Origin of the sequence: Paenisporosarcina sp. TG20 (genome assembly GCF_000286315.1) — a bacterium.
In the GTDB taxonomy this organism is placed as follows: domain Bacteria; phylum Bacillota; class Bacilli; order Bacillales_A; family Planococcaceae; genus Paenisporosarcina.
The window spans coordinates 1-5,688 of the sequence record NZ_ALJG01000152.1; the positions used below are offsets into that span (position 1 = coordinate 1).

Genomic DNA, 5,688 nt, shown 5'->3' on the forward strand with positions numbered 1-5,688 from the left:
ATTAAATCATCACGGATTCAGGATAAATCCTATATATAATTATGTGGATTGTATAACATCATTTGCATATGTACCAGAAAAACAGTATGATAATACGGAAATGTTTATAAAGTGAGGTTAAAAAGATGAGTGTTCATATTAATGCAAAAAAAGGCGATATCGCTGATACGATTTTGTTACCTGGAGATCCACTTCGTGCGAAGTATATAGCAGAGACGTTTTTAGAAGACGTCGTTCTATATAATGAAGTTCGAAACATGTTTGGATATACTGGTAATTACAAAGGTAAACGAATTTCTGTTCAAGGGACAGGAATGGGAGTCCCATCTATTTCAATTTATATAACCGAGTTAATGAATGAATATGATGTGCAAAAATTAATTCGCGTAGGTACTTGTGGTTCTATCCACCATGACGTTAAAGTCCGTGACGTGATACTGGCGCAAAGTGCTTCAACTGATTCTAAAATGAATGAATTAATTTTTAAAGGCATTAACTATGCTCCTACGGCTGATTTTGATTTACTGTTAAAAGCATACAACGCAGGTCTAGAAAAAGGCTTAAACTTAAAAGTAGGTAATGTATTTACGGAAGACGTATTTTATAATGAATATGCTGAACATGAGAAATGGGCTCAATATGGAATTTTAGCGCTAGAAATGGAGTCTTCTGCACTTTATACTTTAGCTGCGAAATATGGACGCCAAGCATTATCTATCTTGACGGTTAGTGATCATTTGCTGACTGGTGAAGTTACCACTTCGGAAGAACGTCAATTAACATTTAATGATATGATTGAAGTGGCATTAGAAGCGGCAATTCAAGATTAATCAGAGTTTTTGGCAAAGGTTGTCAGACGTTTTGACAGCCTTTTCTTTCCGTTTTAATCTATAGTAATAAACTATTTAAAAGGATTTGAAAGTGGTGAATGGGATGGATGAAGAAAATAAAAATCCTGATCAAGAAACAGGACAATTAGAAAACAATCAACAAAACGTTCCAGAGGGAAAATATATTCGTATTAAAGCTTTTGCCTTCATCATGATGATTTTCGCGTTAATTTTAAGTACGGCTGGTTTAACGATTTTTGCTTTAACCTTTGGCGATGACAAAGTCGTCGAAGTTCGAGCACCTGAAAGACCAGAGTTTCAAAAACTATTTCAAGCATATGACGAGTTAAATAAAGATTACTATGCTGATATTGATAAAGAAACGTTAGTGAATGGTGCTATTAATGGGATGATTGATGCACTTGGAGATCCTTATTCTGATTATATGGACCAAAAAGAGGCTGCACAATTCGATGAAAATATTTCTTCTAGTTTCCAAGGAATCGGTGCTGAAATTCAATCGCGTAATGGCAAGATTTCCGTAGTTTCACCGATCAAAAATTCCCCGGCTGAAAAAGCAGGAATTTTACCTAATGACTATATTATTGCAGTAGATGGGGAAAGTATTCTTGGTATGAGCGCATCTGAAGCAGTACTATTAATACGTGGCGAAAAAGGTACTTCTGTAACATTGTCAGTTCAACGTGGTCAATTATCTGAACCGATTGAAATTACAATTGTTAGAGATGAAATACCAATTGAAACGGTATATGCTGAAATGTTAGAAGATAAAATCGCACATATTCAAATTACAAGTTTTTCTAACAATACGTACGATGAGTTAGTTGCAGCTATCACTCGAATGGAAGAAGCAGGAATGAAAGCTCTAGTGCTTGATGTAAGACAAAATCCAGGTGGTTTATTAAATTCAGCTATAGATATTTCAAATCTATTTATTGAAGATGGAAAACCATTGTTCCAAGTTAAAGAAAAAGATCAAGAATCAGAAGTCTACTTAGCCACATCTGGAACGAAATTAAAAATACCTACTAATTTGTTAATCGATGAGGGAAGTGCTTCTGCATCAGAAATTCTTGCAGCTGCTATGAGTGAATCTGCGGGTATTCAACTTATTGGATTGAATACATTTGGTAAAGGAACAGTTCAAACAGCTAATCAATTGCAAGATGGATCAAACATGAAATTTACCACTGCCAAATGGTTAACTCCTGAAGGAAATTGGATTCATGAAAAAGGCATTGCTCCAAACGTTAAAGTCGAGTATCCATCTTATTCAAAGTTACCATATTTAGATTCATCTGTAGAAATGAAAGTTGGCGTATTATCAGATCAAGTAAAAACAGCTGAGGCAATGTTAACAGCGATTGGTATTGACCCAGGCAAAGTTGATGGGTTATTCGATGAACAAACAGAAGTAGCTGTGAAACAATTACAAAAAGAAGCAGAAATAGAAGAGACAGGTATCTTAACTGGTGATACAACTTATGCGTTAATGGATCGCTTACGTACAAAAATTGAAAAAGAGGATCCACAATTACTTAAGGCAAAAGATTTATTATTAAAGGAATTAGCAAATTAAAAAAAGCTGGCCTGCAATTTGAGGCTAGCTTTTTTTACCAGAAAGAAAGTGGAGGTTTGTATGAGAGACGTTTATTTAATAAGTGGGTTCTTAGGAAGTGGGAAGACTTCATTGTTAACTGATATCATACGTCAGTTAAAAGAACGAGGATTAAAACCCGCGGTGTTAATGAATGAATTAGGAAAACTTCCCTTTGATTCAAAAGCTGTAGAGGAAGATATTCCATTAAAAGAAATGTTAGAAGGGTGTATTTGTTGTACAGGTTCTGAAAAAACGGAAGCACTACTTCAAACGCTGTTGGCGGGAGAAAGCTTTGATGTATTACTAATTGAGACAACCGGTGCAGCACATCCAGTTGAAGCATTAGATGCTGTATATTCTCCATTATTCGCAAAGCAATTAAACGTTAAAGGAATTATAACAGTTGTGGATAGTATGCTATGGCTGAACCGACAGAGTTTACCACCACAAGCACGTTCTCTTTTTTTAGAACAAATTCGTCATGCTCATTTTCTTTTAGCAAATAAAATGGACCTATTATCAGAGCCTGAGCAAGCTAAGATTACTTATGAGTTACAAAGTTTTAACCCTACAGCAATATTAATTCAAACTTCTCATGCCAAGTGTCCATACTCGCAATTAGAAAGATTGAAAGGCACTATCGGACATAAAGAAGTGAATGTCTCTAGAATTGGGGAAGAACTTTCTCTGTCAACAAGACTAGTTTCTTTTAAGGAATCTATTGATAAGAGTGAATTTGAAGATTGGCTGCGAACAGTCCCATCTACAGTTTATCGAATGAAAGGCTTTGTTCCAGTAAAGGGTGTTAAGAACCCCATGCTCTTTCAGTTTTCATATGGGATAATTCAATGGTTACCTGAGTATGTGAAAATGGAGCCATCCATAGTAATCATAGGCGAACAAATCGCTCAATTACAAGTTCCGGGAAGTGAATGAGACTTGGGATGAGTGAAATAATTAAAGCCTATCAAATCTTATTTCCATTCCGTCAAGGACTTTCAGATATAACAACTATGGATCAACTTGAAGACTGTATTCGTATTGAGTTATTAGACGAGTTAACACATCCGCGTGTAAGGAAAAGACCTGATCAAAAACTACAGATAGCTTACGAGAGAATAGACAAAAGTGACTTTAATAAAACCTTAAAAGTGAGTTTAAAAAATTCATATGAAAAAGTTTTTCAGAGTGTTACTAGATTGTAAGACAGACATTGTAAGACATCAAGAGGTCATCTCGCATTAGAGGTGACCGTTTTTTTTATGGATATATATTTAGTTGAAATTGATACTTAATCTATCAAAACCTCATTTTATTAGGGGATAAAGGTGTGAAATTATTTACTGGATATGAGTACTTGCAGACTACTTATTCTTTTTGAAATAGTAAAAGTATTTTCTTATTATATATTTAAGTAATATATGATAGACTTAATTAACTATTCTGTTAACATATCAGATTAAAATAATGGATGCTAATTTTATCCTAGAATTTCATTTATCGAACCCAGTACCAAGATTCTCGAAACAATTGAATTATAACTTGTTTCTGGTTTTAGAATGTCCAATAGACAACACATTAAAAAACTGGGTATGCTTAATTATCAAAAATATAACCTTCTACATAAAATAATAATACAGCTTTAGAATGGAAACGCTTTTATTGATTTAATGGAATAATTTTGTCTAGGATAAACACTCCTGGTTAACAATAACTGAAAGTCATCAATATGGAGGGATTGAAAATGGAAATCAACAAAGCAATTGAAGTTTTAGATAGGATGCGCCTTCCTAACGGCGCTTACATTGCCAGTGTTTCAAAGGACTATAATTTCGTTTGGATACGTGATGTCGTTTATACGGTTTTACCATTTTTGCAGAGCCGATCTGAGAGGTATGAAAAAGCGTATCATGCTTTATTTGACCTATTCAAAACTTATGAATGGAAGATTGACATACACCGTGAAAAGAAACCCGTGTACCTATTTGAATATATTCATTCACGGTATTCCATAGATTTAAAGGAGTTAAATCAAGAATGGGGTCATGCTCAGAATGATGCAATCGGGGCCTTCTTGTGGGGAGTAGGGAAGGGTGTGAGCCACGGACAAAATGTTATCCGTGATGAGCAAGATCTTGCTATCGTCCAGAAGCTAGTCGACTATCTGGAGTGTCTCCAATATTGGCAGGCACATGATAATGGAATATGGGAAGAAAATATGGAGCTGCATGCTTCAAGTGTAGGTGCATGTGTGGCAGGCTTGCATGCGGTTAAAATGTTAGTAAACGTTAACGCTGAACTAATCCAAAAAGGTGAAGAAACACTTAGGTTTCTACTGCCACGTGAAAGTGAAACAAAAGAAACCGACTTAGCGCTGTTATCACTAGTTTATCCATATCGGATTGTTGAACGGAAAATGGCACTAAAGATTGTCGAAATGGTTTCAACACGCCTGGAGCGAACAAATGGCTGTATTCGATACCAGAATGATCAATATTACAATCAAGGAAGCGAAGCTGAATGGTGCTTTGGACTACCATGGCTTGGGTTATGCTATTTTGAACTAGGTCTGTATGATCAAGCTTTTGACTATGTAAATAAAACCAAAAAAATTGTCCCAGATAATTGGGAAATTCCCGAATTATATATTGGTGGTATAAACATTCCAAATGGCAATACACCACTTGCTTGGTCCGTTTCTCTTTCCTACTTGTTTTTAAATCGCATGAGCCACATATCTCCTTCTAGATTGACTGGAAACTGAACAGGACATAAATCTCTAAAAAACATATTTCCAAAGTCTGATTCGGGTTAGCTTTAATCAGGCTATTATAAATATGGATGAACTAAAACTCCTTACCGCCCTAAACATGTATTTATAAGCGAAACAACACTAAATTTAAGTGTTGTTTCGCTTTTTTTCTTGCTGATGAGTCAATTTCATAATAAAAAGCTACTAATAAAATCCGAACAAAGTTGATTTCCGCATGTTTCTGCATCGCTACGCTAGCTTCGAAACATGAAAGTAGTTGCAACGGAAATCACTAGATTTCAATATGTGGCTATCTTATTCTACAGGTTATAGTGCAGTTGCAGTGACGAGGAGACTGAATCCATGCCCGCGAAAAGCGTCCACCGTAGCGGAAATAAACGGGTTTCAATGGTTACCCTTCTTAAAGGACCGGGCGCACTTTTCCCGGTTTTTCTTTAAAACATAAGAAACCACCATGGCTTACG

5 protein-coding genes are annotated in these 5,688 nt (G+C 35.5%); all 5 read left to right on the top strand.

Annotated features, from left to right (window positions below; translation table 11 throughout):
• Positions 1-125: 125 nt before the first annotated feature.
• Positions 126-830 carry a purine-nucleoside phosphorylase gene (gene deoD, locus B371_RS0101975; RefSeq protein WP_019412639.1) on the top strand — a complete coding sequence of 235 codons (705 nt, stop codon included), beginning with the start codon at positions 126-128 and terminating at the stop codon, positions 828-830.
• A gap of 103 nt (positions 831-933) precedes the next feature.
• A complete protein-coding gene (locus B371_RS0101980) occupies positions 934-2,430 on the top strand; it encodes a S41 family peptidase (protein ID WP_019412640.1) in 1,497 nt (498 codons plus the stop codon).
• 60 nt (positions 2,431-2,490) lie between these two features.
• Positions 2,491-3,387 carry a CobW family GTP-binding protein gene (locus tag B371_RS0101985; RefSeq protein WP_019412641.1) on the top strand — a complete coding sequence of 299 codons (897 nt, stop codon included), beginning with the start codon at positions 2,491-2,493 and terminating at the stop codon, positions 3,385-3,387.
• An 8-nt stretch (positions 3,388-3,395) separates the two neighbouring features.
• Positions 3,396-3,656, top strand: a complete 261-nt coding sequence (locus B371_RS0101990; protein ID WP_050995773.1) for a hypothetical protein — start codon at positions 3,396-3,398, stop codon at positions 3,654-3,656.
• A gap of 539 nt (positions 3,657-4,195) precedes the next feature.
• Positions 4,196-5,215 carry a glycoside hydrolase family 15 protein gene (locus tag B371_RS0101995; RefSeq protein ID WP_019412643.1) on the top strand — a complete coding sequence of 340 codons (1,020 nt, stop codon included), beginning with the start codon at positions 4,196-4,198 and terminating at the stop codon, positions 5,213-5,215.
• The last annotated feature ends 473 nt before the right edge of the window (positions 5,216-5,688 follow it).

What these genes read in the sequence shown, in the direction of transcription:
- B371_RS0101980 (WP_019412640.1), top strand. Translation starts at nt 934, where the DNA reads ATGGATGAAGAAAATAAAAATCCTGATCAAGAAACAGGACAATTAGAA.
- B371_RS0101990 (WP_050995773.1), top strand. Translation starts at nt 3,396, where the DNA reads ATGAGTGAAATAATTAAAGCCTATCAAATCTTATTTCCATTCCGTCAA.
- deoD (WP_019412639.1), top strand. Translation starts at nt 126, where the DNA reads ATGAGTGTTCATATTAATGCAAAAAAAGGCGATATCGCTGATACGATT.
- B371_RS0101995 (WP_019412643.1), top strand. Translation starts at nt 4,196, where the DNA reads ATGGAAATCAACAAAGCAATTGAAGTTTTAGATAGGATGCGCCTTCCT.
- B371_RS0101985 (WP_019412641.1), top strand. Translation starts at nt 2,491, where the DNA reads ATGAGAGACGTTTATTTAATAAGTGGGTTCTTAGGAAGTGGGAAGACT.